This window comes from Nocardia sp. FBN12 (genome assembly GCF_054031145.1).
This window is the reverse complement of record NZ_CM132926.1, coordinates 2433151-2458611: the sequence shown is the minus strand read 5'-3', so window position 1 is coordinate 2458611 and position 25461 is coordinate 2433151. Positions and strand designations below refer to the sequence as shown.

25 protein-coding genes are annotated in these 25461 nt (G+C 67.0%); 16 read left to right on the top strand and 9 right to left on the bottom strand.

Annotation, left to right across the window (positions count from 1 at the left end):
- Positions 1–2: 2 nt before the first annotated feature.
- Complete coding sequence (locus ACWZHB_RS11920; protein ID WP_427907999.1) at positions 3–989, bottom strand: lipase family alpha/beta hydrolase; 987 nt, start codon at positions 987–989, stop codon at positions 3–5.
- A gap of 300 nt (positions 990–1289) precedes the next feature.
- Here ACWZHB_RS11920 and ACWZHB_RS11915 point away from each other — a divergent pair, with 300 nt between their 5' ends.
- The 6 genes from ACWZHB_RS11915 to ACWZHB_RS11890 all read left to right on the top strand — a co-directional run bounded on the left by ACWZHB_RS11915 (position 1290) and on the right by ACWZHB_RS11890 (position 8675).
- A complete protein-coding gene (locus tag ACWZHB_RS11915) occupies positions 1290–2435 on the top strand; it encodes an acyl-CoA dehydrogenase family protein (RefSeq protein WP_427907998.1) in 1146 nt (381 codons plus the stop codon).
- Between the two features lie 9 nt (positions 2436–2444).
- Entirely contained in the window at positions 2445–3530 is a 1086-nt protein-coding gene (locus tag ACWZHB_RS11910) for an acyl-CoA dehydrogenase family protein (protein WP_427907997.1), read from the top strand.
- Positions 3530–5020, top strand: coding sequence for a carboxylesterase/lipase family protein (locus ACWZHB_RS11905; protein ID WP_427907996.1), 1491 nt, complete (start codon positions 3530–3532; stop codon positions 5018–5020). The genes ACWZHB_RS11910 and ACWZHB_RS11905 overlap by 1 nt, the downstream gene beginning before the upstream one ends.
- 215 nt (positions 5021–5235) lie before the next feature.
- Complete coding sequence (locus ACWZHB_RS11900; protein ID WP_427907995.1) at positions 5236–6561, top strand: lipase family protein; 1326 nt, start codon at positions 5236–5238, stop codon at positions 6559–6561.
- A gap of 93 nt (positions 6562–6654) precedes the next feature.
- Positions 6655–7323 carry a TetR family transcriptional regulator gene (locus ACWZHB_RS11895; RefSeq protein WP_427907994.1) on the top strand — a complete coding sequence of 223 codons (669 nt, stop codon included), beginning with the start codon at positions 6655–6657 and terminating at the stop codon, positions 7321–7323.
- A gap of 146 nt (positions 7324–7469) precedes the next feature.
- Complete coding sequence (locus ACWZHB_RS11890) at positions 7470–8675, top strand: glycoside hydrolase family 76 protein (protein ID WP_427907993.1); 1206 nt, start codon at positions 7470–7472, stop codon at positions 8673–8675.
- 24 nt (positions 8676–8699) lie between these two features.
- Here ACWZHB_RS11890 and ACWZHB_RS11885 read toward each other — a convergent pair whose 3' ends face one another.
- Positions 8700–9173: a hypothetical protein gene (locus tag ACWZHB_RS11885; RefSeq protein ID WP_427907992.1), complete on the bottom strand. Its 474-nt coding sequence runs from the start codon at positions 9171–9173 to the stop codon at positions 8700–8702.
- Between the two features lie 285 nt (positions 9174–9458).
- On the opposite strand from ACWZHB_RS11885, the gene ACWZHB_RS11880 reads away from it, so the two are divergent.
- Together ACWZHB_RS11880 and ACWZHB_RS11875 are read left to right on the top strand one after the other, a co-directional pair.
- Positions 9459–10700 (top strand): oxygenase MpaB family protein, encoded by a 1242-nt coding sequence (locus tag ACWZHB_RS11880; RefSeq protein ID WP_427907991.1) that lies wholly within the window; start codon positions 9459–9461, stop codon positions 10698–10700.
- Between the two features lie 34 nt (positions 10701–10734).
- Positions 10735–11025: a hypothetical protein gene (locus ACWZHB_RS11875; protein ID WP_427907990.1), complete on the top strand. Its 291-nt coding sequence runs from the start codon at positions 10735–10737 to the stop codon at positions 11023–11025.
- Between the two features lie 28 nt (positions 11026–11053).
- On the opposite strand, the gene ACWZHB_RS11870 is transcribed toward ACWZHB_RS11875, so the two are convergent.
- The 6 genes from ACWZHB_RS11870 to ACWZHB_RS11845 form a co-directional block, all read right to left on the bottom strand.
- Positions 11054–11341 (bottom strand): hypothetical protein, encoded by a 288-nt coding sequence (locus ACWZHB_RS11870; protein WP_427907989.1) that lies wholly within the window; start codon positions 11339–11341, stop codon positions 11054–11056.
- Between the two features lie 127 nt (positions 11342–11468).
- Positions 11469–12266, bottom strand: coding sequence for a SigB/SigF/SigG family RNA polymerase sigma factor (locus ACWZHB_RS11865; RefSeq protein WP_427907988.1), 798 nt, complete (start codon positions 12264–12266; stop codon positions 11469–11471).
- 52 nt (positions 12267–12318) lie between these two features.
- Positions 12319–12519 (bottom strand): hypothetical protein, encoded by a 201-nt coding sequence (locus ACWZHB_RS11860; RefSeq protein ID WP_427907987.1) that lies wholly within the window; start codon positions 12517–12519, stop codon positions 12319–12321.
- Positions 12520–12629: 110 nt separating this feature from the next.
- Positions 12630–15098: an aminopeptidase N gene (gene pepN, locus ACWZHB_RS11855; RefSeq protein WP_427907986.1), complete on the bottom strand. Its 2469-nt coding sequence runs from the start codon at positions 15096–15098 to the stop codon at positions 12630–12632.
- Between the two features lie 51 nt (positions 15099–15149).
- On the bottom strand, positions 15150–16982 hold the full coding sequence (gene glmS, locus ACWZHB_RS11850; protein WP_427907985.1) for a glutamine--fructose-6-phosphate transaminase (isomerizing): 1833 nt from the start codon (positions 16980–16982) through the stop codon (positions 15150–15152).
- Between the two features lie 15 nt (positions 16983–16997).
- The gene (locus tag ACWZHB_RS11845; protein ID WP_427907984.1) at positions 16998–17267 is read right to left on the bottom strand and encodes a hypothetical protein; all 270 of its coding nucleotides are present in this window, start codon (positions 17265–17267) and stop codon (positions 16998–17000) included.
- Between the two features lie 243 nt (positions 17268–17510).
- Here ACWZHB_RS11845 and ACWZHB_RS11840 point away from each other — a divergent pair, with 243 nt between their 5' ends.
- Both ACWZHB_RS11840 and ACWZHB_RS11835 read left to right on the top strand, forming a co-directional pair.
- Complete coding sequence (locus ACWZHB_RS11840) at positions 17511–19016, top strand: hypothetical protein (RefSeq protein ID WP_427907983.1); 1506 nt, start codon at positions 17511–17513, stop codon at positions 19014–19016.
- Positions 19017–19039: 23 nt separating this feature from the next.
- Positions 19040–19255 (top strand): hypothetical protein, encoded by a 216-nt coding sequence (locus ACWZHB_RS11835; RefSeq protein ID WP_427907982.1) that lies wholly within the window; start codon positions 19040–19042, stop codon positions 19253–19255.
- Between the two features lie 7 nt (positions 19256–19262).
- Here the strand turns inward: ACWZHB_RS11835 and ACWZHB_RS11830 are convergent, their stop codons facing one another.
- On the bottom strand, positions 19263–19841 hold the full coding sequence (locus ACWZHB_RS11830) for a TerD family protein (RefSeq protein ID WP_427909142.1): 579 nt from the start codon (positions 19839–19841) through the stop codon (positions 19263–19265).
- 81 nt (positions 19842–19922) lie between these two features.
- On the opposite strand from ACWZHB_RS11830, the gene ACWZHB_RS11825 reads away from it, so the two are divergent.
- From ACWZHB_RS11825 to ACWZHB_RS11800, 6 genes are all read left to right on the top strand, one after another.
- Complete coding sequence (locus ACWZHB_RS11825) at positions 19923–20558, top strand: hypothetical protein (protein WP_427907981.1); 636 nt, start codon at positions 19923–19925, stop codon at positions 20556–20558.
- Positions 20559–20739: 181 nt separating this feature from the next.
- Positions 20740–21672 carry a TauD/TfdA dioxygenase family protein gene (locus ACWZHB_RS11820; RefSeq protein ID WP_427907980.1) on the top strand — a complete coding sequence of 311 codons (933 nt, stop codon included), beginning with the start codon at positions 20740–20742 and terminating at the stop codon, positions 21670–21672.
- Positions 21673–21799: 127 nt separating this feature from the next.
- Complete coding sequence (locus ACWZHB_RS11815) at positions 21800–22441, top strand: ABC transporter permease (protein ID WP_427907979.1); 642 nt, start codon at positions 21800–21802, stop codon at positions 22439–22441.
- Positions 22441–23721: an ATP-binding cassette domain-containing protein gene (locus tag ACWZHB_RS11810; RefSeq protein ID WP_427907978.1), complete on the top strand. Its 1281-nt coding sequence runs from the start codon at positions 22441–22443 to the stop codon at positions 23719–23721. The genes ACWZHB_RS11815 and ACWZHB_RS11810 overlap by 1 nt, the downstream gene beginning before the upstream one ends.
- On the top strand, positions 23718–24455 hold the full coding sequence (locus ACWZHB_RS11805) for an ABC transporter permease (RefSeq protein WP_427907977.1): 738 nt from the start codon (positions 23718–23720) through the stop codon (positions 24453–24455). The genes ACWZHB_RS11810 and ACWZHB_RS11805 overlap by 4 nt, the downstream gene beginning before the upstream one ends.
- Positions 24452–25423: a glycine betaine ABC transporter substrate-binding protein gene (locus ACWZHB_RS11800; protein WP_427907976.1), complete on the top strand. Its 972-nt coding sequence runs from the start codon at positions 24452–24454 to the stop codon at positions 25421–25423. Before ACWZHB_RS11805 ends, ACWZHB_RS11800 begins: the two co-directional genes overlap by 4 nt.
- The last annotated feature ends 38 nt before the right edge of the window (positions 25424–25461 follow it).

Genomic DNA, 25461 nt, shown 5'->3' with positions numbered 1-25461 from the left:
CGTCAGCCGTTGCGGGGGTGGGCGAAGCAGTTCACGGGTACGTGGTCGGCCGGATCGAGCGCGTTGAGAACGTGCTGTGCGACAACCGGATCCGAGGCCGCGCCCGCGTGTTCGAATATCGCCAGCGGGCACTGGTCCTGGACGACGATATTGGTGACGTTCGGGGCCGCCGGTCCCATGCCGCTGGTATGCGGAGCCACCACCTGATCCCAGCGGGTCATGATGAAGGTGTAGGCGATATCGGCGGGGTAAGCGTTGCCGGAGTTCACCGCGTCGAGGTAGTCGGAGCCGCTCGTCATCTGCAGACTCGCGCCGAATCCGAATGCCTCGGCACGGAGTTGGAGGTCGTCCCATACTCCGAGTGCGTCGAGGGCGCGGGCGATCAGTGCCTGTCCGCCGGCTCTGGTGCCGTCGTTGAGCGGGGTCAGATTCACCGACTTGGCGACCTTGTCCGCCCCGCCCAGGTACTTGATGTACCAGCGCGGCATCACGGTCCCTTCCGAGTGGCCGACCAGATCGACCTTCTGCGCCCCGGTGGCGGCGAGCACGCGATCCACGAACGGCGCAAGCTCCTCGGCCGAGGATTCCCGCATCGACTTGGTGCCCGGAATCAGATTCAACGGCAGCGGTGCGTCCGGGTCGAGCCCGTAGTTCAGGGCGAACACGCAGTAGCCGTTGTTTGCCAGCAGCGGCGAGAGGGTCGTCCAATTGGCGGCCATCGTGGCGGTGAGACCGTGAACCAGGACAACCGGCTCCGGGTGTTCGACGCTCGGGCGGCAGTTCCAGTCGTTGGCTCCGGGCGGAGAGGCCCGGTCGACGAAATGGACGATTCCGGGAATCAGCCCGTAGGGGACGGGGTATTGCGGTGCGGCGTGCGCGGAGGCGGGTGTGCCTGCGGCGGCGGCCCCGGCCAGCATCGCGGCCAGGACCAGCCGCTTCAGGGAGCCGGGGCGTCGGGAGAGAGCGGCGGTTCGGGTGGGAGAAGACATGAGCACTCCTAGGACATCGTTGTTCTGCCAGGAGTTCTAGCACAGCATTACCGACGGTAAAGCCGATTTGGGCAATGTTCAGGAGAATTGCAGGCAATGATTGACAGATCCTGCGACCTAGTGGAACGTTTATCCATATTCGTTCCATCGCAGGAGTCTTCTGACGTGTACCCGGTATCAGCGCACAACACCGGCAGCGCTGCCGACCGACCGCACAGATCGATCACCTCGTCGACCTCGCCGTTGTGGTGGCCACCGCTACCGGCCTGTGACCACCAGCGCAGAAAGTGAATACCGACAATGCAATGTGCACTGACCGGCGATGAGCTCGCATTCCGCAATCAGCTGCGGTCCGTCTATCGCGACGAAATCCCGTCCGAGATCCGCGATGGCGTGCGGGAAGGCCGCGAACTCGGCCGCGAGGCACTCATCACCACGCAACGCATTCTCAACGCCCACCGCATCGCGGTGCCGGATTGGCCCCAGCAGTGGGGCGGCCGGGACTGGACCCCGATTCAACGCCATCTCTGGCACGACGAGATGGCCCTGGCCTCGGTACCGGAACCGCTGACCTTCAACGTCGACATGGTCGGCCCAGTCATCGCCCGATTCGGCACCGACGAGCAGAAGGCTCGGTTCCTGCCACCCACCGCGAACCTCGACATCTGGTGGTGCCAGGGGTTTTCCGAGCCCGAAGCCGGATCGGATCTGGCTTCTCTGCGCACCACCGCGGCTCGCGATGGTCACCACTACGTCGTCAACGGGCAGAAGATCTGGACCAGCGCGGCACAGCACGCGGACTGGATGTTCTGCCTCGTCCGCACCGACCCCGCCGCGGCCAAGAAGCAAGCGGGGATATCGCTGCTCCTGATCCCGATGCACGCACCCGGTGTCACGGTGCGGCCGATCGAGCTCATCGGCGGCAGTCGCGAGGTCAACGAGGTATTCCTCGATGACGTCCGCGTACCCGTCGAACATCGTGTCGGGCAGGAGAATCGGGGCTGGACCTACGCGAAGTTCCTGCTCGGCAACGAACGCACCGGCATGGCCGCCGTGGGACGCACCAAGGTCGCGCTGTCGACGATCAAAGCGCGCGCCAGGCAGACCCGGGTGGGCGAGAGCACGCTGCTCGACGATCCATTGTTCGCCACCCGTCTGGCTGAACTCGAAAACGAGACGCTCGCACTGGAATTGATCCAGATCGGCGCAGCATCCGGAGTGAAGGCCCCGACGTCATCGATTCTGAAACTCCGTGGCAGCCAACTTCAGCAGGCCGCGACCGAACTGATGATGGAAGTCGCCGGCCCGGCCGCGCTGCTGTCCGACGTCGACCAGTGGGCCGGGCGCAGCACCGCCGCCTACCTCAACTGCCGTAAGACATCCATCTACGGGGGATCGACCGAGGTGCAACGCGGCATCATCGTTTCGACGATCCTCGGATTGTGAGCCCGGACCATGAATTTCGAACCGACCGCGGAACAAACGATGTTGCGCGACACCGTCAGTAACGTTCTGGCCGATCATGTTCCCGGGGCGCCGGATGACCTATGGGCCACCTTCGCCGACCTCGGACTGCTCGGGCTGACCTTCCCGGAATCCGACGGCGGCCAGGGTGCGGGTCCGATCGAGGCGATGATCGTGATGTCCGAACTCGGCGCCGCCCCGGCACGGATCCCGGTGCTCGACTGCGCCTACCTGCCAGGGGGCTTGCTGGTCGAAGCCGCAAGTCCTGCGCAACGACGTGAACTGCTGCCGAAGGTCGCGGCCGGAGAGCTACGGCTCGCATTCGCACACGAGGAGCGGGGCTCGCGGTGGCCGCTGCACACAGTCTCGACATCTGCGGTGCGACAGGGCAATGCGTGGCGGATAAGCGGGTACAAGTCGCCTGTGCTCCACGGTGACGAAGCGGATCTGCTGGTCGTCAGCGCGACAGGACCCGATGGCATCGGGCTGTTCCTTGTCGACCCCGCCGACGCGGGCGTGACCCGGCGCGGCAGCGCGGCCCACGACGGTGGTCGCGTGGCCGATATCGTCCTCGAGCAGGCCGCGGCCGAACCGCTCGCTTCGCGCAGGGCCGAGGACGCGATCGAAGCCGCCCAGATCGCGGCCCAGGCGGCACTGTGCGCCGAAGCGGTCGGCGCGATGACCGAGGCATTGCGGATCACCGCCGAATATTTGTGCACCCGAAAACAATTCGATGTACCGCTGCGGAACTTTCAGGCGCTGACCCACCGCGCCGCCGACATGTACATCGCGGTCTCACTCGCCCGTGGTATGTCGGTGTACGCCTCGACGGCGTTGGCCGATGGCCTGATCGACCCGACGGTGGCCTCGCGCGCGAAACTCCGGGTCGGACGGTCGGCGCGGTTCGTCGGTCAAGAGGCTGTCCAGCTGCACGGCGGCATCGGAATGACGAAGGAGCATCCGATATCGCGCTACTTCGCACGGCTCACCGCCATCGAGCAGACCCTCGGCAATTCCGACGACCACCTGCGATACCTGGTCGACCGGGTCGCCGAGTACGACTTGGTCGACCTGTGATGCCCGCCGGTCGGCCGGTGGTCGAGGTCACCGGTGGCAAGGTGCGGGGCCGGACCGTCGGCGGTGTCAGTGCGTTTCTCGGAGTGCCCTACGCTGCCTCCCCGGTAGGCCGGGCCCGCTTCCGCGCGCCGGGACCGGTCGTGGGCTGGGTGGGGACTCGCGAGGCCACCGCGCTCGGACCGACATGCCTGCAGGGCCCGTATCCGCCCGGTATCGAACAGATCCTGGGCACCACGCTGGTGGCGGGCACCGAGTGCTTGAACGTGAACGTGTGGACGCCCGACCCCGGTGGTGGTGGCCTGCCGGTCATGGTGTGGATCCACGGTGGTGCGTTCGTGCACGGTTCCAACGCGGTACCGGCGTATGACGGCGCCGCCTTCGCCCGTGACGGCGTGGTACTCGTGGCGATCAACTATCGGCTCGGGGCGTCGGGTTTCGCGGTACTCGACGGAGCGCCGGCCAATCGCGGCCTGCTCGATCAGCTGTCCGCGCTCGAATGGGTGCGCGACAATGCGCGGGCCTTCGGCGGTGATCCCGGCAATGTCACGATCTTCGGTGAATCGGCTGGTGCGATGAGTGTCGCCGCGCTGCTCGGTTCGCCGGCGGCGAGCGGTCTGTTCGCTCGCGCGATCATGCAGAGCGGCAACGGTGGCGTCGCGGCAACGGTCGACGATGCGCGCTTGCTCAGCGGCGAACTCGGCAAGGCGCTGGGAGTGCCCGCGACAGCGGAAGCGTTTGCGGCAGTGCCGCCGTCGGTGCTGCTGGCCGCGCAGGAGTCGGTGCGCGCGGACTTCGCCCGCGAACCGGACCCGGCGCGCTGGGGTGAGTCGGTGCTGGCGGCAGGTGCTGGGATGGCCTTCTTTCCGGTCGTGGACGGAGACGTTCTTTCCGCGGTACCCGCCGAGGCGATCGCGGCGGGATCAGCCCGCGGGATCGGCCTGCTCGCCGGCTGCACCGCCGAGGAGTTCCGGTTGTTCACGGTGCCTACCGGACTCGGGGACACGATCACCGTCGACGCACTACCGTTCGCGCTCGCACGGTTCGGTATCGGAGCTTCGGCGATCATGCCGTATGCAGCCAACCGGCCGGAGGCAACCGCGGGGGATCTGCTGGCGGCGATTGTCACCGACGCCGTCTTCCGCGGCCCGACACGGGAACTCGCCGAATCGCAGGCAGCAGTCGGCACTGCGGCCTTTGTGTACGAGTTCGGCTGGCAGCGAGCTGATCTGGGCGCGATACATGCACTCGAAGTGCCCTTCGTGTTCGATACCTTGGCTGCCGCGACCACCCTCACCGGTCCGAATCCGCCGCAGCGGATCGCTGATGAAATGCACTCGGCCTGGGTCGGTTTCGCCACCGATGGCAACCCGGGCTGGCCACCGTACGCCGAGGACCGGCTGGTGATGACCTTCGACGACCCCGTCTCGGAGCTGGTCGCCGATCCGCGCGCCGATGAGCGCGCGACCCGCTACCCAGGACGACAGGACTGATCCATGAGGCCGCCGCTATGATCGGGCATCCCTCGAGGGCACCACGGGCAAGATCCTCGAGCGGGCAATCGACCGGAGACCCTGCATCTGAACCCGCCAGTAACCGTGTTACTCTCTGTCGGCGCTGGTGTGACAGGCCTCATGATCCGCCGACCCCAGCGACCTGTGTCACTACGGCGACGATGCCGGCAGTGATGTCGACGGAGAGGTTCTCGATGGAGCGGCAAGATCTTCGACGCGCGCGGCCGCGTGCCGGGCGCATCGTCGCGGTGCTGGTGATGGCTGCCACGACGGCGGTGGCCGGTGTGGTGACCCAGGCGCGGGAAGTCGCGGCCGAGCCGATGAGCTCGTTCTACACGCCGCCGGACCGGATTCCGCAGGAACCGGGCGCGATCATCAAGACCGCGCCGATGACCTTGTTCGTGACCCCGCCCACCGAACAGGGTTGGCCGGGGCGGGCACAGCACGTGATGTACACCTCGCGGCTGCAGGACGGGTCGCCGGTCGCGGTGAGCGGGACCTACATCGAACCGACCGGTCCGTGGCGCGGAGCCGGTCCACGGCCGACCGTCGTCATCGGACCCGGGACTTCGGGGCAGGGCGACCGTTGCGCGATGTCGAGGGCATTCTCGACGGGCGTGGCGGTGTCCGCCGAGCCGCTGGGGGTGTCGGCGAACCAGGAGCTGCCCTCGTCGACGGTGTGGAGCGGCCTTGGCGCACGGGTGCTGGTCACCGATTACATCGGCCTCGGCACGCCTGGCATCCACACCTACGCCAACCGGTTCGAGAGCGGGCACGCCATCCTCGACGGTGTTCGCGCCGCCAACAACCTGGCAGGCGTCGGACCGGAGACGCCCGTCGTGCTCTGGGGCTACTCCCAGGGTGGTGGCGCCACCGCGGCCGCCGCGGAGATGCAGCCGGCCTACGCGCCGGAACTGAATCTCAAAGGCACCTGGGCGGGGGGACCGGTCGCCGATCTCGCCGCGATCCTGGAGAAGATCGACGGCGCGCTGATCGGCGGCGCGATCGGGTTCGCCGTCAACGGCATGCTGGCGCGTTACCCCGAACTGCAGCGCGCGGTCGATCAGGTCACCAGTCCGGCCGGGCGCGCCATGCTCGAGAAGCTGAGCGACTCCTGCATCGCCGACGTGATCACCTATCACCCCTTCATGAAGACCGAGTCGCTGACCAGGGACGGTCGATCGCTGTCCGCCCATCTCGCCGAATTGCCCGAAGCCGCACCGGTGCTCGAGCAACTGCGCATCGGCAACTCCACCCCCCGCACCCCGGTCCTGATCACCAGCGGCCTCAACGACGACACCGTCCCGTACGGCCAGGCCCGCAAGCTCGCCGACGACTGGTGCGGCAAGGGCGCGACCGTCACCTTCCGCACGAACGACCTTCCGCCGATCCTGCCCGGAACCACCATCCCGAATCATTTCGGGCCGGAGATCATCGACGGTTTCGGTCCGGACAATGCGTTCACCTACCTTCTCGACCGCCTCGAGGACAAGCCGGTCGCCGGCTGCAGCATCGACTGAACCGGGCCATGGACAATCTGGTCGGCGAGGACGTGGGAACTCGCCTCCGAATCGGTTCGGTGGCAGCACCAGCCGATGGACTACTGTGGCGGAGTGGCTAGAAAGGGCGAAGGTGAACCCGCGCGCAAGATCACCGAAACCACTCTGGCGCTACTCGAGTCGGAAGGGTACGACGCGGTTCAACTGCGCCGGGTGGCCCGCGTCGCCCAGGTCTCGCTGACCACGGTCTACAAGCTGTACCCCACCCGTGACGAGCTCGTCCTCGCCGCCGTCGCCCAGTGGATGGCCACCAACACCTACACCGAACTCGAACCGCCGCGCGCCGACGAATCGCTCGCCGACGTGCTGAAACGGGTCACCCGCTATGTGTTCGAACCGTGGGAACGGCACCCGCGGATGCTGGCCGCCTACTCGCATGCCCGGTCCGGCCCCGGCGGGCAGCGCCTGGACGCGCAGGGCTTCGCCGCGGTGTTGCCCGCCGTCAGCACGATGTTCACCAGCCTCGACGAGGAATACGCCGCCGATCTCGCACTCGTCCTGACGAACATGGTCTACGCCCTGTTGACACGCTTCGCACACGGCGATCTCGCGATCACCGAGATCCTGCCCGCCCTCGAACGCACCATCATCCGATTGACGCAGAACAACGCACCGTTCGCCGCGGCCGCCGAGCGGAGCGCCGAGCCGGACGCGACACCGTTCGAATGGACCTCCGGGTTCAGCTCGCCGTACTCGCCGGGAACCGAAACCGGCGAGTCCTAGCCGTGTTCGGGCCGGGCTCTCCTCCGCAGGCGGTTCCGCCAAACGTTTTCGCGGCCAACCGGAGCAGTTCAAGCGCTGGCAATCCCGACACGGGACCCTGTGGATTCGGCGCCGATGCCGTTGCCCAGGAGGAGGAGCCCGAGCGGATGGATCGCCGGAATCAGCAATTCAGCCGGCGTAGTGTGCTGTGCGCGGCCGGGGCGGCGATCGCGCTGACCGTGGTGGCACAGCCGACGCAGGCGGGGACGATCACCGAGAAACGTTCGGTCGCCCTCGGTCCGGGGGCGCGGGCGGACCTGGCGGAGCAGGCGATCGTGCAGCGGCACGTGCGCTCGCTGCTCGGGCTGGCGGACTATCGGTTGGGGGTGCTCACCTGGCCCGCGGACCTCACGGAACGGTCCATGCTCGGGCGGTGGTGTTACTGGTGGCAAGCGCACCTGCTCGACTGTGCGATCGATGCCGCGCACCGCACCCGCACCCCGGACCGGATCGACCGGATCGCCGCCCTTGCGCGTGGTATCCGCGCCCGCAATGTCACCGGTTGGACCAATCGGTACTACGACGACATGGGGTGGTTGGCCATGGCGCTCGAACGCGCCGAGCGACTGCTCGACGTCCGGTTCGACGAGGCGCTGGGTGATCTGCGGGTCGCTCTGCTCGATGGCTGGAACCCGGATGTGGGCGCGGTGCCATGGCGCAACGGCGACGACTTCTATAACACGCCCGCGATCGGTCCGACCGGCATCGCGTTGGCTCGTCTCGGTGAACTCTCGCGCGCGGGCCAACTGGCCGACTTCCTGTACACCCGACTGCACGATACCGCCAGCGGCCTGATCCACGATGGTGTGCACGAGCCCGGCGGGCGGGTGGACCGGACCGTCCACACCTACTGTCAGGGCGTCACCATCGGGCTGGAAACCGAATTGGCCGTGCGCACCGGCGAATCCGTTCACCGCGACCGTGCGGCAGCGCTCGTCGCCGCAGTCGAGAACCGGCTCACCGACGCGGGAGTGATCGCCGCGGCCACCGCGAACGACTCCGGGCTCTTCATGGGAATCCTCGCGCGCTATCTCGCCGAAACCGCACTGGCACTGGGCAACACGACCGCGGCCAACATCGTGCACGCGTCCGCCGAGGCGGCCTGGAGCAATCGCGCCGAGGTGGACGGCCTACCGCTGTTCGGTGCGGACTGGGCCCGTCCGGTCACGGTGCCGGAACATCCGGGAACCTTCCTCCAGCTCGCCGACGTGTCCGCCGCCGCGTCGGCGAACCTGAGCCGCGATCTCTCGGTACAGCTGAGCGCGTGGATGCTGCTCGAAGCAGACCACAGGCTCACCGCTGCGGGACACTGAGCTCGCGACGAGGCGTGAAGCCACTCAGGGCATTTCGACGGTTTCGGCCCTGGCGATCTCGCTGATGGCTCGCTGAACGGACTCCTGGGGCGGGGTGCGGGTCAGGTCGGCGAGGTAGTCGATCAGGAGTATCGCGGCGGGTTGGGGATCGGTCCGTGCGTGGTCCGGATCCTGCGCCTCGTCGATCCCGAGTGCCCCGGCGAGTGCACTGAACACCGCGGCGGCGTCGAGCCGGCGCAACCATGCCGCCGATCGCCGCACGACTGCTTCCAGTACTGCGCGCACATCGTCGCCGGTGAGTCCGTCGGGATGCGCGGTCTCGAGCAGTTCCCGAACGATCGCCGCCAGCACCGCGGTGACCTGGTCGGGCGGGAGCTCGGCCAGGTCTGCGGTGGTCTCGCGGAACCCTGGCTCGTCGGCGGACCGCGCCGCGGCGACGGCGGCCTCGACGGCGGTCGCGATCGCGCGGGCTGACGAGGGCCAGTCGGACGGCCACATGGGTAGTTCTCCTCGCGGGGTCGGTGTGCTCGCAGATCACTGCCCGTCTGCGGGGTCTGCTGTCAGCGTAGTCAGTGGCGGCGCACGCGCCGCGTAGTCGTCATAAGTTACTGACTATTTCTGCATGAACTTCGTTGTATACGGCGGTTGATCGATTGCGCAAAGCTGATACAGCGCGAAGAACAGGCTGTTAAGTTACTGCTCATTCCGGACCAGCAGCTGCTGGATGCGCCACCTGCATCGGACGCGGCCGGGGTCAGTTAGTGCTCGACGAGGAGTGACGTCATGGATGGACTCAACAGACGCAACGCATTGAAAGCCGGTGGGATCGCGGGGGCGCTCGGGGCGTTGGCGATGGTGACGCCCGCGCGGGCGGAGCCGTGGACGTGGTCGCCGGAGGGGTCGGTGGCCGGCAACGGATCCGGCGCCGACCCGATGACGGTGTGGGATCCCGAGGCCGACGCGCTCGTCGCCGGGCTGATCGATCGCGGGGAAGTGCCGAGGGTCAACGAGCTGCTGCGCACCTGGACCAGGAACGGTGAAGCGTTGCCGGACGGCTTGCCCACCGACCTTCGCGATTTCATGGAGTACGCCCGTCAACTGCCGCAGTGGACCGACCCGGGCGCATTGGGCACCGCGATCGAGTTCAACAAGAAGCGCGGGCTGTATCTCGGAGTCCTCTACGGGTTCGCCAGCGGCATGATGAGCACCGTCATCCCGAAGGAAGCGCGGGCGGTCTACTACTCCAAGGGCGGCCACGATCTGAAGGACCGCATCTCCAAGACCGCCAAGCTCGGCTACGACATCGGTAGCGCGAATGCCTATGCCGCCGACGGGGAAATGATCGTCACCTGCGTCAAAACCCGCCTCGTGCACGCGGCGGTGCGCCACTTGCTGCCGCAGTCACCGCACTGGGTGAACTCGGCCACCGAGGACATCCCGATCAGCCAGAACGACATCATGGTCACCTGGCACAGCCTGCCCACCACGGTCATGAAGCACCTCACCAACTGGCAGGTGCCGATCCCGGCACACGAATCCGCGGCGTTCCTGCATTCCTGGCAGGTCGCCGCGCATCTGCTCGGCGTGCGCGACGAGTACATCCCCAAGTCGTGGCCCGACGCCAATTCCCAAGCCGCACAAGTTCTCGACCCCATCATCGAGGCCACCCCCGAAGGCGCCAAGCTCGCCGACCGGCTGCTGGGGCTTGGCGCCAACATCGACTTCGCGCTGCTGAGCAAGCCGGTCCTCGGCGCGTTCACCCGCTTTCTGCTCGGCGACAAAACCGCCGACGGACTGAACATCCCGAGGGAACCGGTCTGGGACCCGCTGCTGCGCTTCAGTTGGGGACCCTTCATCGCCGTACGCGAAGGCCTGCTCACCGCGGTTCCGCCGATCGGTGACCCCTACTGGCTCCTCGACGAATTCCTGCGCAAAGCGGCGCTCACCTACCTGGCCGAACTGCGCCTGCCGATCAGCATCGAAATTCCGACGATGAACCGCGACATGACCCAGCCACATCGCTGACTCCCTGACCCCACCTGACACAAAGGAACTCGATATGCGTACCACTCTCCGCCTCGCCGCAGGCTCGGTCCTGGCGGCAAGCCTCGTCGTCACCGCGGCGACCGCCACCGCCGATCCGGCATCGGTCGACGGCACCGGCTCGTCCGCGCTGGACTACGGATCATCGGCCGCGAACTCGGCCGGGGAACTGCTCCAACGCGGCGACCTCATCGGCATGATCGTGCTACTCGGCATCACTCCGATCCAGATGGTGACCAGCGGTATCTGCGATCTGGCCACGATGTCGGCGCTGGCGAGCCCCTGTAGCCCCTCCCGCTATCGGTAGCGCGTCACCGGGCCCGTCCGGCAGCCGGTCACGGGCTCGGTTCCGGTAGCTGACATTCGGACACCCTCGGATTCACGCCGAGGTAGTTGAGCGGGCCCGCGAGCGCGGTGAGCCCGATCGTGCCCCAGTCGCCACAGTTGACCGGGGTGTTCGTGAAATAGTCTCGCTGCACGGCGGCCAGCAGCCCGGCCCCGAACCAGACCACCATCAGCACCGACAGCAGGAATTGCGCGGTCTGGTGACGTGGCCGGGCCCGGATCTCCCGCACTTCGCGAACTTGTCGATCCCGTCGATTCCGTCGGCCACGCATCGTCATCGATCGCACCCTTCCCGCTCCTGTGGACGTCGCCACGACACGCGCGAGGTTCTGCTGTATCAACAGTGCAGCCCAGCAACCGCACAGTCAATGGCTCTGGCGGTGCGAGTTGGGAGCGGGGAGGGGTTCAGGCCGCCGGTACCGGCTGTTCGCCGATGGCCTCGGCACGCAAACCGCCGAGCAATCGGGTGAGCTTGCGGGAGACGCTCATCTGTGAAACGCCGAGCCGTTCGGCGATCTCGCCCTGCGAGAGGGAGTCGTAGAACCGCCAGATCAGCAGTTGGCGGTCTTCGGGTGCGAGCCGGGCCAGCAGGGGCGCGACGGTGATCGTGTCTTCGGTGCGGCGGTAGCTCGGGTCTTCGGCGCCGAAGGTGTCGGCGACGGTCATGCCGGGTTCGCCGTCGCCGTCGCGTGCGGGAGTGTCGAGGCTGCGTGTCTGGAATGCGTTGGCCGCCACCAGGGTTCTGGTGATATCGGTGACCGTCGCATCGAGTTCGGCAGCGAGTTCGTGCGCGGTGGGAGCCCGTTGGAGCCGACGGCTCAACTCGTCGGTCGCGACTCGCACCTTGCCTTGCAGTTCCTTCTCGCGCCGCGGCACGTGCAGGGGCCAGAGATGATCGCGGAAATGCCTGCGCACCTCACCCATGATGGTGGGCACCGCGAAGCCGAGAAAGGGTGAACCGGTGGTCACGTCGTAGCGGTCGACCGCCATGACGAGGCCGAGTCGCGCGGTTTGCAGCAGGTCGTCGAAGATCTCGCCGCGACCTGCGTATTTGCGAGCGATGTGTTCGGCCAGCGGGAGGCAGAGCTCGATGATCTTCGCCCGTGCGGCGTCGTGCTCGGGGCTGCTCGGCTCAGTGAGCGCCCACTGCGCGAAGAGGGGTTCGGCGTGTTCGTAGGTCCTGTTGTCGGTGGTTCGGGACATGTGGATCAGCTCCTGGCCTTCGAGTGCTCACCGGTTCCGCGCGGAGGCGAACCTAAAAGCTGTGCGGGCCGAGCATTCTGAAGGTCATCATCATGCCCGCGCCCAGGCTGACGGCGCCGAAGATCGCGGCGGGCAGCGATCCGGTGAGTGCGGTCAGGCCGAAGAGGAAGAACACGCAGGTGGCCAACATGATGGTGGTGCTGGTCAGATCCATGCTCGGCGTACTCGTTGTCCGATTACGTGAGGTGGTCATGGATCAAGGGTTGACCGTCGCGGAGGTTATTAAACCGTTATTGGTCGACTGGGGTTGACACTGCGGCAATTTCGCGTTTGGATGTTTAACCCATCGAGAATGGGGAATCGTTAATTCACGTCGCGCACGCGCAAATCCCGCGCGAGGTGGTCGCGCTGCTCGACGACCAGGCGACGCAGCGCGCTCGGTGCGTCGGCGTTCGCCGCCAGCCACCGATCGACCTCGTCGAGCGAATCGGCGGCGGGAAAGAGCCCGACCACGATGCGGCGGGCGATCTCGATGCTGCGCTGATCCCACACCGTACGGAGTGCCGCGAAGTACTCGTCGTCGTAGCGTGCGATCAGGTCGCGGTGTCGGCCAGCGCGGAATCCGTCGATGGTGGCGTCGAGGTGGTCGTTGGTCAGCGTGGTGTCGCCGAGCGCCGAATCCCAGGCCGAGGCTTTGACTTCCGCGTACGGGCGTGCCGCGAGTGCGCGCCGATGGGCGGTTCGCCCCGACGCCGTGTCGTCGTGTTCGAGTTCGGCGTCCAGGTCGTCGGCTTTCGCCTCGCCGGTGGCCGCGAGGGCTGTCCACAGCGCCCAGCGCAGATCGGGATCCAGGGCGAGGCCCGCTGGTGCCCGGTCGAGGAGGATCGCCCGAATGTCGGTGGCACGGCCGGGGTCGACCGTGGCGGCGGCGGCCGTCGCCCGTGCCCACGCGAGCTGCGCGCCGGAACCCGGTGCCGACGAATGCAGTGTGGCCCAGCAGGATTGGAGCCACTCGCCGCGCCACCGGTCCCGTGCCGGCTCGGGCAGATAGTGGCCGATGGTGAAGGACGCGTTCGCCAGGACGGCGGTGAGCAGCGCCATATTCGTTTCGGTTGGCGCGAAATCGCGAGCCATCGACAGGTAGCGTTCGGCGCCGAGTTCGCCGTCCCGGGTGGCGTTCCACAGTGCCGACCAGATGAGTCCGCGGGCCAGCGGGTCGGTCACCCGATCCAGCGAACTCTGTACGGTGGCAAGCGAATCCGCGTCGAGGCGAACCTTCGCGTAGGTGAGATCGCCGTCGTTGAGCAGGCGCAGGGGAGCGGGCGCGAGGGCGACCGGCGTGTGGCGGTCGACGATGTCGAGTTCCACGCGTTCGCGAATGAGCAGGTCGCCCGCGGCATCGAAGTCGTAGAGCCCGATCGCGAGCCGGTGTGGGCGCGGATCGGTTTGCACGACCGCACCGTCTTCGATGGTCAATGTCGACATTCCGGTCGTTTGCAACCAGGCCCGCGCCCAGCCCGCCAAATCACGGCCGGAATCCGCGGACAATTCGGTCAGCAGGTCATCGAGAGTCGTGTTGCCGAAGGCGTGCGTCCGGAAATACCGCCGCGCACCCGAGAAGAATTCTTCCCGGCCGACATAGGCAACCAGTTGCTTGAGCACGCTGGCACCTTTGGCATACGTAATACCGTCGAAATTGAGTTTTGCTGCCTCGAGATCGGTGATGTCGGCGACGATCGGATGGGTGGTCGGCAGCTGATCCTGCAGATACGCCCAGGCCTTGCGGCGGTTCGCGAACGCCACCCAGGCGTCGGTCCACTCGGTGGCCTCGGCGCTGGCGAGCGCCCCCATGTAATCGGCGAAGGACTCCTTGAGCCACAGGTCGTCCCACCACACCATCGTGACGAGATCGCCGAACCACATGTGCGCCATCTCGTGCAGGATCGTGTTGGCGCGCCCCTCGTACTGCGCCGCGGTCGCCGCGCCACGGAACACATAGGCCTCGGTGAACGTGACCAGTCCCGGGTTCTCCATCGCGCCCAGGTTGTACTCGGGCACGAACACCTGGTCGTACTTGCCCCACGGGTAGGGATAGTCGAAGTGTTCGGCGAAGAAGTCCAGACCCTGCTTCGTCACCTCGAAGATCGTGTCCGCGTCCAGGTAGCGGGCGAGCGAGGCGCGGCAGTAGATCCCGAGTGGGATGGTGAGTGCATCTCGCGCCCAGGAAGATTCGACGTGATGGTAAGGGCCTGCCGCGATGGCGGTGATATACGTCGAGATCGGCAGGGTGGGGGAGAATACGACGTTCTGTTGCACGCCGTTGTCCTGAATCGCCGCGAACGGCCGATTCGATACGACCGACCACCCGCTCGGCGCTGTCACCGCAAAGGTGAACGGCGCCTTCATATCCGGCTGTTCGAAGCAGGCGAAAACCCGCCGCGCGTCCGCGGGCTCGTACTGGGTGTAGAGGTAGGTCTGCCCATCGACCGGATCGAGGAACCGGTGCAGCCCCTCACCCGAGCGGCTGTAGGCACCGGTGCCCCGAACGACGACCACATTCGACTCCGACAACCCGCCGACTGTGAGCCGGGCCCCGTCGTAGTCGACGACGATCTCCGCGCCGTTCACGGTCACCGATTCCACCGAGAGCCCGATGAAATCGAGCCACGTCTGCCCGACCGAGGCATCGAATTCGACAGTCGTCGTCGTGGCGAAACCGTCCCGGGTCTGATCCGGGGCCCCCGACAGGTCGAGTTCGACGCGGTACGCGCGGACGGTGACCGCCGCCGAACGCGCGGCGGTCTCGGAGCGGGTCAGATTCGCGGTGTGCACGCCTCGATCCTGCCAGCCGCTGCGCCGCCGCGCGTCGCACTCGGTCGCTGTCTATTCCACGGTGACGCTTTTCGCGAGGTTGCGCGGCTTGTCGACGTCGCGGCCGAGGGCGATGGCCGTGTGATAGGCGAGCAGCTGCAGAGGAATCGTCAGCAGCATCGGGTCCAACTCCGGTGCGACCCGCGGAACTCGGATCACCTCGTCGGCCGCGCCGGCCGGGAGGTCCGCGTTCGTGACGGCGATGACAGGGCCGCCGCGGGCCTTGATCTGCTCGATGGTGCTGAGGTTCTTGGCCAGGAGTTCGTCGTCGGGGACGAGTACCACGCTCGGCATCTCCGGGTCGATCAGCGCGAGTGGACCGTGCTTGAGTTCAGAGGCCTGGTAGGCCTCGGCGTGGACATAGGAGGCCTCTTTCAGCTTCTGCGCGCCTTCACGAGCGACCGGCCACGCGCGCACCCGTCCGATGAAGAACATGCTGCGGGCTTTGGCGTAGCGGTGGGCGATCTCGGCGATGGCGTCCTCGTCGGCCAGGACCTGGTCGATCGCGTCGGGCAGGGCGCGCAGGCCGTCGACGACGCGGTTGCCGTCGGCGGCCGAGAGGTCGCGCACGCGGCCGAGCAGCAGGGCCAGCATGGTGAACGACACGGTCATGTTGGTCAGCGCTTTGGTCGAGGCGACGGAGATCTCCGGGCCCGCGTGCAGGAACACCCCTGCTCCGCACTGTCGGGCGATCGCGCTGCCCACGGCGTTGACGGCACCGATGACCCGGCCGCCCTTGCGTTGGAGTTCCTGCACCGCGGCAAGGGTGTCGAGAGTTTCGCCGGACTGACTGATCGCGACATACAGCGCGTCGGGATCGACGACCGGGTTGCGGTAGCGGAACTCCGACGCGGGCTCCGCCGTGGCCGGGATCCGAGCCAGTTCTTCGACGAGCTGGGCGCCCAGCTGGCCCGCGTAGTAGGCCGAACCGCAGCCGAGGAAAACGACCTTGCTGATGCTGCGCAGCTCGCGGGCGTCCATGTTCAAACCGCCGAGGTGGGCGGTGGCGAAGCGGTCGTCGAGGCGGCCACGCAGCGCCCGGCGGACCGCCTCGCCCTGCTCGGCGATCTCCTTGCGCATGAAGTCGGGGAAGCCGCCGAGGGCGTAGTCCTCGGCCACCATGTCGATGGTGGTCGGGGTCTTGTCGGTCTGCTCGGAGTCGATTCCCAGTGTGCTGGTCCGGAATTCGCCTTCACGAACCGTCGCGAGCTCGCCGTCGTCGAGGAATACCACGCGCTGGGTGTGGTGGACGAGCGCGGCGACATCGGAGGCCACGAACATCTCACCGTCACCGACACCGAGGACGATGGGACTGCCGTTGCGCGCCACCACCAGCTCGGTCGGACGGCGCGCGTCGAGCACCAGCAGACCGTAGGTGCCCCGAATCCGGTGCAGCGCGACGCGAACGGCGTCCTCGAGCGATGCGGCGTCCTCGATTTCGCGAGCGATCAGATGGGCGATCACCTCGGTATCGGTGTCGGAGACCAGGTCGATGCCCAGCGCGGTGAGCTCGGCCCGCAGCTGTTCGGCGTTCTCGACGATGCCGTTGTGCACCACGGCGATGCGGCCACCGGCATCGATGTGCGGGTGTGCGTTGGCATCGCTCGGTTCGCCATGAGTTGCCCAGCGGGTGTGTGCGATGCCGACCGTGCCGCGCAGGGCAGCGGTGTCGGTCTTGTCGCGCAACTCCTGTACCCGGCCCTGGGTTTTGCACACGCGCAGCTTCCCGCGATGCGGCAGCGCCAATCCGGCCGAGTCGTAGCCGCGGTACTCGAGCCGATGCAGACCTTCCAGCAGCACGGGCACAACTTGCCGGTGACCGATGTATCCGACGATTCCACACATGGCGTGATGAACCCCTTACCCGTAGACGATGCGACGTAGTTGCCGTTCGGTGAACGTCGGGGCCGCGACCGGACGCTCGGCGAGTTCGGCGTCGAGCTGTCGCCAGATCTCGGCGTTGCGCATCTGCCTGGCCTGCAGCTCGGCGTGCCTGCGCCGGACGAACTGCTCGACCGTCTCGTCGAAGTAGCCGACGATGTCGGCGACAACCCGGGCCGCCACGCGTTCGGGTAAGCCGGTGGACGCCACCACGTAGCGGACCAGCTCGGTAGGTGCCCCGTCATTCACTCGGACGATCATGCCCGGTCCGACCGCGTTCGCCAACATTCCTGCCCGAATTCGGGCACAAGTCGGCCGAGCGGGCTTCCGTGCGGGCGAGCCGCGCGTGCGGGTGGGTCAACTCGCGCGCGCGGCGCCGATCCTGTTATCGGCTTGTGAGGTGTGAGCCGCGACTTGCGGACAATTTGCTGGAAGGCTGGCAATGGGCACGGCACAATGCGCATCCGAGTGGAGGTTGTGGTGAGGCGACGAATGGGCGACGCATTCAATGATCGACTCTATTTCGCCGGCCCCGCGCCGGCCTCCGACGAAGCGGGGGGCCGACCCGAATATGTCGTCGACGCGGCCATTGTGACGATCGCCGAAGAAATCGTGCGAACGGGCTTCGATGCCGACGACACCGTGCACCAGCGGCTGCGGAGATTCTGTGCGCACGCGAAAGCTGAAGGCGCGATGGTGAATTGCCTTCTCGGAGCGGCGACTACGGTAGAAGACGGCGGCGTGGTGCCCTTTGTCGGACGGGTCGTCGGCAGACTCGGGCACGCGGAGTTGTTGTTCGATCTCGCGCTCGGCGAATCGGGTATCGACCCCTTCGACGGGAATCCCGTCCAGAATGTGGTCGGCCCCGGCACCATGACGGAGCTGGATTTCGAATTCGTCATCGCCCAGGTGAGTGAACTGGTCGATAGCCTGTTGCTCCCGAATTACCTGGCGTTGCTGGAATGGCGTGACCTCACCGGGGAGGGGCCGCGCTCTCGCCGGCCGGAGCAGTCGGCCGCGCTGCTGTACGAGCTGAACGAACGGCTCGCGCCGGTCCTCGGCGAGATGCCGCTGGCCTGGCTGCTGCTGCACTACGCGGAGTTCGGCGTCGCGCCGCTGGCGGATTCGATTCATCGCGCGCTGCTGCGCACCAACGCCGCCGACGCCGTGTCCGCCGCGCGCGCGGCGGCGGCGGCGCTCACCGCGATGTCGTTCGTCTCACCGTCGGCCAGGATGGGTGAGCTGCCGGTGGTGTCGCGTCGTCCGCGGCATCAGCCCACGCTGGTCACCGGCAATCACGTCATGGCCGATCTCGTCTGCGCGCTGTCGCGGTGCGAAACCGCGAACGGCTGGCAGGCCGACGCGAAATTGCTGCGTCCCGCCGACGCGCAGACGGTGGGCTGGCTGCTGGTCGAGGACCGCCGCCATCGCCGTGAATCACGCTGCGGCCGAGGTGATCTCATGGCATCGGCGATCGGGCTCGAGATCATGCTCGGGGTCGAGCACACCTCGGGTTCGTCCCCGGCGACGATGTCGGCACCGTCACCGTCGGTGATCACCGCCGACCTTCTCGGCGTCCTGCGCCTGCCCTGGGATCAGATCCCGGAATCGGCTCGCTACACCCCGCAACACCTGGACGGCATCCTTCGGCTGGCGTGTTGCGCGATGGAGGCGATGGCGCCGGGTGCCGGGGCGACATCCGATCTCCTGCGTCGCGCGGCCGACCGCGCTGTCCCGGCGCTCAACGCTCGACCGGACCCGCCGGTCTACCTGCAGGGTGCGCTGGCGCTGCTCGAGGCCTGGCAGCGCGGTGGCGCGCCGCGCACCCGCCCGCTGCTCGAAGCGATCGAGCCCATCGCGGCCGTCGTCTTCACCACGCTCCTGCTGATCGGTGCGGCGCTGCTCGAAATGCTGGCGCAGGAGTTCGACGCGGACGTGGCGAACGTCCTCGACGCACTCGACGCCCGGCTACGAGCCCGCGACCGCCTGTCGGATTAAGCGGCGCGCTGCTTGGTGACCGTGTGTATTCTGCTGCACGTGAAGTAACAACACTGCCCACCGCGCACGCGGTGCTGGCCGAGCGCGGCCGATGGGCCACCATCGAAAAGCGTCTGCTCGATCGTGCCGGTCTTCGCGGCATCGATCAGATAATCGGGAACCTCGAGCCGAACCCGGCGAGTCTCAGGGCGGCGGTGCGCGCCGCGCGCGAGATGTACCAGCGAGCACCCCGGAGGTAGTTCGCCCTCAGTCGAGGTAAGCGGTGAGGTGGGGGACGGCGTTGACGACGTGTTCGGCGATGATCGGCTGGCCGATCATGGTGAAGGCCCAATCCTGGTGCGGGCGGTGCAGTTTGCCGACCACGATGCCGGTGTGGGAGCCGAGGCTGTCGAGGTCGATGCGGATCAATTCGATGCCGGTGACATTGTCGACGACGCGGCAGAAGCCGTTGACGATCTGGTCGAATCGCTGGCCGGTGTAGCAGGTCACCAGGAACACGATCGTGGTCACCGCGGGATCGAGGCGGGTCAGATCGACGACGATGACCTCGTTGTCGCCGTCTCCGTCGCCGGTGACGCTGTCGCCCAGGTGACACAGCGCGCCGTCACGCGAGGTCAGCTGCTCGTGGAAGGCGACGTCGACGAAGGTGTCGCCGGCGAATGCCAGCGCCGCGGCGTTGAGGTCGATGTCCTTGCGGTCGGGATGTATCCCCATGGCGTGGGCAGGATCCCAGCCGAGGCCCATGCTGAGGTGGGTAATTGTGTGCGTGATGCGCGTACTCCTGGCCGAACGTGTGTTGTCATCCAGGCTTCCCGGCCTGCGCACCCGTAAACATGTCGTCAAGACGAGCTCCGGGACACAGGCCGCGACCAGGCATTATGTGACTGACAACAACACTGTGGCCAAGTGGTTGCCGTCGGCGTCGATGAGGTCGATCGTCAGTATCTGGGAGTAGTCGTCCCACGCATCGAGCTTTTCGGATTCGACATCGGAGTCAGGATGAACAGCTTGGAAAACCATCGCGGATGGGTTGCCGATATCTTCGCGGACGGGTTGTGCGGGCGCAGTGACGCGCCGACCCCCCGCGCGACGATCGCGATCGACGCCCAACCGCTGCCCTTCGAGGATCGGCACCCGCGCCGGCCGGAGGAGGTGATCGGATGGCGGGCGCTGTGTTCCTGCGCAGGCTGGCACGGCCGGACCTGGCTACGCACCGATCGCATCGCCGACCATGCGCCGTCCGCCCGCGTATTGCATTGCGCGACCGGCCGGCTCGACGCCGACTCGGCCCGTTCGGTGCTCGCGGAATGGGAATACCACCAACTCGAGATGCAGGCCCTGATACCGGTGCGCCTGGCTTTCGACGACACGACCTCGGCACAGCAACGACTCGTCGAAGCCGTCCGTTTCGTGCGCGCGTCCGGCGCGTCGTGGGAGTCGGTTGCCCGGGTGATCAGCGCACCATCGGCCGAAGCCGCCGAACAGCGATTCACCGATTGGGCCGCCCCAGGACACAACGTCGCGGAATTGCGCATACCGTAATTCGCGATGTCGCCCGGCTGAACTCGGCCGCATGACCGAGCGGGCACCGACGCGAACGGTGCCCAGCCCGGTCGAGGTAGCCGATTGCCGATTTCGCTCAGCCTGAATCCAATCCTGGTCGGTGCCTGTTCCCGGTGGTTTCCTGTGACCAGATCGTCGGGTTCGAGCGAAAGGCCTCCGTATGTCCCTCCACGACTCAGCCGTCCACGGGACCGCGGTGCACGTGGTTCAGCTCGGTGCCCACATCGGCGCGCGGATCGACGGTGTCCGGCTCGGTGGCGACCTGGACGCGCGGTCGGTGGCGGCCATTCGGGCCGCGCTGCACGAGCACAAGGTGATCTTCTTTCGCGGTCAGCACCAGCTGACCGAGGACGGGCAGTACGAGTTCGCGCGGCTGCTCGGCGATCCGACCACCCCGCATCCGACCGTCACCTCGGCCGGCGCCAAGAGCCTGGCCATCGACTCGCACCAGACCCGCTCCAATGTCTGGCATACCGACGTCACCTTCGTCGATCGCGTTCCGAAGGCCTCGATTCTGCGCGCGGTCGCGCTGCCCAGCTACGGCGGTTCGACCACCTGGGCGTCCACCGTCGCCGCCTACGACTCGCTGCCCGCGCCGCTCCAGCGACTCGCCGAGAGCCTGCGCGCGCGGCATTCGAACCGCTACGACTACACCGCCGAGATCGAGGACCGGCCCGCCGACACCGACCGCGCCTACCGCCGCGAGTTCGAGTCGACCTATTTCGAGACCGAGCACCCGGTGGTGGAGGTCCACCCCGACACCGGTGAGCGGGCCCTGCTGCTCGGCTGCTTCGTCAAGGGAATCGTCGGGGTGTCCAGCAGCGAATCGCGGGCACTTTTCCGGCTCTTCCAGGATCGGGTGACCCGCCTCGAGCACACCACCCGCTGGAACTGGTCGCTGGGCGACGTCGCGATCTGGGACAACCGGGCCACCCAGCACTACGCCGTCGACGACTACGACGGCGGCGAGCACCGCAGGCTCACCCGCATCACGTTGGGCGGAGAGGTCCCCGTCGGCGTCGACGGCGTCACGAGCACCGTGATCGCCGGCGATGCCGAGCCGTACAGCGCCCCGCTCGAGCGTGCGGCGTAGCCATCAGCGATCACCGTGCGCGCGTCCCGGAATCGACACCGGGCATCGACTATTCTTCGACGGCACATTCGTCCGATGATCCAGCGCGAACAGGTACCCGCCGGCCCAGCCTGACGATGGGAATGCTGTGAACTTGTGGAGCTACGTCCAAGGGCGAGGCGAGGTTCTGACCTTCCTCACCTATCAGCATGCGTCACTGGCATTTCAAACGGTGCTGGTCGGAACCGTCGTCGCGATTCTGCTCGCGGTGGCGGTGTACCGGTTGCCGCTGGCCTCGGCGCTGACTCTGACCTCGAGCCGGGTCGCGCTGACCATTCCCTCGCTGGCGCTGCTGGCGTTGCTGCTCGTCCCGTTCGGTCTCGGGGTGGTGCCCTCGTTCATCATGCTCGCGTTCTTCGCGGCGCTGCCGGTGATCGGCAACGCGATCGTCGGCCTGCGGTCGGTGCCCACCACGGTCGTGGAATCCGCGCGCGGTATCGGACTTTCGCGATGGCGGATCCTGCTCACCGTCGAACTCCCGATCGCATGGCCGGTGATTCTCACCGGCATCAGGGTCTCGACGCAGATGATCGTCGGTGTCGCCGCGATCGTGGCCTATGTCCTCGGACCCGGTCTCGGCTCGCTGATCTTCAACGGCCTGTCCCGCCTCGGCGGTGCCAACGCCCTCGAAATGGCGCTCACCGGAACCATTCTCATCGTTGCCATCGCGTTGGTCTTCGACGCGCTCCTCGTCCTGCTCGGACGCCTCACGATTGCCAAGGGACTGTGATGACCGATGTGACCAGCCGGCAGGCGCCGGCGAGCCCGCAGCGCAATGTGACCGGTGATTCCATCACCTTGGACGGCGTCGTGAAGCGGTACAGGGGCCAGGACACACCCGCTGTGGAGCGCCTGGATCTCGAGGTCGAAGCGGGCAATATCGTGGCGTTCGTCGGACCGTCGGGTTGCGGTAAGACGACCACACTGAAGATGATCAATCGGTTGATCGAGCCGACCGAGGGGCGGATCTTCATCGGTGGCCGCGACGTCACCCGGGAGGACCCCGACAAGCTGCGCCAGTCGATCGGCTACGTCATCCAGTCCGGTGGCCTGTTCCCGCACTGGTCGGTGGCCAAGAACATCGGCGCGATCCCGCGGGTGCTCGGCTGGGATAAGAAGCGCATCGCCGAGCGCACCGAATATCTGCTGGACCTGGTCGGTCTCGATCCCTCGACCTTCGCCGACCGGCTGCCCAAGGACATGTCGGGCGGCCAGCAGCAGCGCGTCGGCGTGGCCCGTGCGCTCGCGGCCGACCCCCCGGTGCTGCTGATGGACGAACCGTTCGGCGCGGTCGACCCGATCACCCGGGTTCGCTTGCAGGACAGCCTGATCGCGATCCAGCACGAACTCGGCAAGACCATCGTGATCGTCACCCATGATTTCGAGGAGGCCACCAAACTCGGCGACAAGGTCCTGATCCTGTCCGAGGGCGGGCACGTCGAGCAGTACGCGACGCCGGAGGAGATCCTCACCGATCCGGCGACGCCGTTCGTGGAGGAATTCGTCGGATCCGGCGCGAAACTGGCCTATCTCACGGTGTCTCGGGTGCGCGATGTCGAGGTCGACCCGGTGACGACCGCCCGGATCGGGGAGTCCGCGCAGGTAGTGATCGGTCGAGCGAAGGCCGCGGGAAACACCTGGGTGGTGGTCGTCGACGAGGCCGGGCGACCGCGCTCGTGGCCCTCGCTGACGGAAGTGGCGAGCAAGCCCGAGGTTTCGGACTATCTGGATCGCCGGCTGCCCGTGGTTGCCCAGTCCTCGACCCTCAACGACGCGCTCGATGCCATGCTCGCGGCGAGCCAGGGAGCCACCCTGGTCACCGACGGTCGAGGCGCCGTCGTCGGCTCGCTCAGCATCGGCTCGGTGACCGATGTGATCCAGACCAAGCTCGCGGAGGGGCACGCCGCGGTCGAGGATCCGTCCTATGAAACCTATGTCGACGGCTCCGATCCCACGCCCACGCCGGTCGTCGCCGCCGACGACGAACCGGGAACGGCCGGACCGGCATGAACCGCCCGCGCCGGGTCCCGATCGACGTGTGGTTCGAGCCGCTGATCATCGTGGTGATCGGCATCGGCTACGTGCTCTGGTATCGGTCCTCGACTTTCACCGCTACCGAGCAGGCGTCGCTCGCGTGGGCCAATCTGCAGACCACGATCCTCGAACACATCCGGCTCACGGTGGTCGCCACGCTGATCGTGGTGGTCGTCGCGATTCCCCTCGGCATTGCGCTGACCAGACCCGCACTGCAGCGGCTCGAGCCGATCGCCGTGAACGTCGCGAACATCGGTCAGGCCGCGCCCGCCGTCGGTCTGCTGGTCCTGTTCACGTTCTGGCTCGGCACCGGATTCCGTACCGCGGTCGTCGGTCTCGTCGTCTACGCGATCCTGCCGATCCTGCAGAACACCATCGTCGGGCTGCGCCAGGTGGACCAGCGCACCATCGAAGCGTCGCGAGGGATCGGGTTCTCGGCCGCACGGACTCTGGTACAGGTCGAATTGCCGCTGGCCGTGCCGGTGATCCTCAACGGTGTGCGCACCGCGCTGGTCATCCTGGTCGGCACCGCGACGCTGAGCACCTTCATCGGCGCGACCAGCCTCGGCACGCTGATCACGACCGGCGTCACCCTCTTCCTGCCCAAGCTGCTCATCTCCGGCGCCGTGCTCGTCGGACTGCTGGCGTTGATCATCGATTGGCTCGGTCGGCTCGTCGAACTGGCCGCGACCCCACGAGGTGTCTCATGAGGCGAGTCCCGTTGATATCGGTGCTGGTCGCGACGTTCTCGCTGCTGGCGGGGTGCGGGCTGGTGAGTTCGTCCGGCACCTTTCACGACGCGAGCCTGCCCGGCGGGGAGCGCCCCCTCGACGGCGCGGAGCTGACCGTCACCTCGAAGAGCTTCACCGAGGGTGTGCTGCTCGGCAAGATCACCGCGACCTACCTGGCCGCGGCGGGCGCGTCGGTCACCGACCTGACCGGCGCTCCGGGTTCGGCCTCGTCGCGGCAGGCCCAGCTCAACGGCGACGCCGACGTGCTGTGGGAATACACCGGTACCGGCTGGGTCAACTACCACAACGAGACCGAGACGATCGTGGACCCACAGGAGCTCTGGCAGCGTGTCCACGATGTCGAAAAGCGTGACCACGACCTGGAATGGCTCGCCCCGTCCAACTTCAACGACACCTACGCGTTCGGTGCGGCGACCCCCACCGCGCAGCGCCTCGGCGTGAAGTCGCTCTCGGACGTCGCCGCACTGCCGGTCGCCGAACGCACTTTTTGCGTCGACGACGAATTCTTCAGCCGCTCGGACGGTTTCATCCCGATGCTCCAGAAATACGGCATCCCCTACAACGACCCCAACGGTGTCCCCGCGGGCAACGTCACCCGCATGGACGCCGGTGTCGTCTACACCGCGACCGCCAAAGACTCGCCCTGCCACTTCGGCATGGTCTACACCACCGACGGTCGCGTCAAGAATCTGAACCTGCTCGTCCTGGACGACGACAAGAAATTCTTCCTCCCCTACAGCGGCACGGCGGTCGTGCGAGCCCCCGTCCTCGACGCCAACCCCGCACTGCGCGGCCTCCTCGACGCGATCTCCGAACGCCTCACCGACGACCTGATGCGCGACCTCAACGGCCGCGTCGACATCGACGGAGAAGACCCCGCCGACGTCGCCTACGACTGGCTCAAAAGCGCGAATCTGATCGACTAGGCCGGAGGATCGGGATCATCGAATGATGGTGTCGGAAA